At 53.9% G+C, this 1,034-nt stretch carries 1 protein-coding gene; it reads left to right on the top strand.

Translation table 11 applies throughout. The annotated features are described in order from the left end of the window. Positions 1-146: 146 nt before the first annotated feature. Positions 147-1,034 (top strand): UDP-glucose/GDP-mannose dehydrogenase family protein (locus Q0362_RS04475; RefSeq protein ID WP_298120308.1); only part of this gene is annotated, 888 nt, incomplete at its 3' end.

Raw genomic sequence — 1,034 nt, 5'->3', positions numbered from 1 at the left:
AGCAACGGTGTCCTCAACGCAGGTCGTCGCCAGTGGCCAGTGGCATACTCCTTCGAGCCTGACCCAGACTTCAGCTAATTTCGCTTTACCCGTTATTCACTTCGGGCAACAACAACTGTCTGGATTCAGTAGTTAGTGTTTAACTCATGAGAGTTTCCGTTATTGGTTGTGGCTATCTTGGAGCTGTCCATGCCGCTGCGATGGCAGATCTCGGACATGAGGTAGTCGCAGTTGACGTGGACTCAGACAAAGTTGCTGCGCTGAATGCAGGAAACCCTCCGTTCTTTGAACCCGGCTTACCTGAGATTCTCAATTCATCTCTCGCATCTGGGCGCCTCAAGTTCACCACCGATGTCTCAGAAGTCGCCGGTTCCACACTGCACTTCATCGCCGTAGGAACCCCTCAGAGCGACGACAGCGGCGCTGCTGACATTCGCTTTGTGGATGCTGCAATTGATGCTCTATTGCCACACCTCAGCCCTGCTGACGTCGTTGTGGGAAAGAGTACGGTTCCCGTCGGAACAGCACAGCGTCTGGCAGAGAAACTCTTATCTGCTGGTTCCTCAGCAACACTGGTGTGGAACCCCGAGTTTTTACGTGAAGGCTTTGCTGTCAAGGACACCCTGTCTCCTGACCGACTTGTCTTCGGTATTGCCGAAGGCGCCGGTCAGAAGGAAGCTGTTGCTGCCCTGCGTGAGGTTTATGCGTCTGCGATTGAAGCAGGCACGCCCGTTGTGGAGACTGACCTCGCCACAGCAGAACTGGTCAAGACTGCAGCAAACGCTTTCCTGGCAACCAAAATCAGCTTCATCAACGCGATGAGCGAGATTGCCGAAGCAACTGGGGCCAACGTGACCGAGCTGGCAGATGCCATTGGTTATGACACTCGCATTGGCCGTCGTTTCTTGAACGCCGGAGTGGGCTTTGGAGGCGGATGTCTCCCTAAGGACATCCGAGCTTTTTCTGCTCGAGCTGAAGAATTAGGTCTGGCTTCCTCAGTGTCATTTTTAGGCGAAGTCGATGCCATCAACCTT

The organism is uncultured Aurantimicrobium sp. (genome assembly GCF_936931525.1).
Taxonomy (GTDB): domain Bacteria; phylum Actinomycetota; class Actinomycetes; order Actinomycetales; family Microbacteriaceae; genus Aurantimicrobium.
Note: the sequence above shows the minus strand (reverse complement) of the source record. Positions and strands in the feature narration are given on the sequence as shown.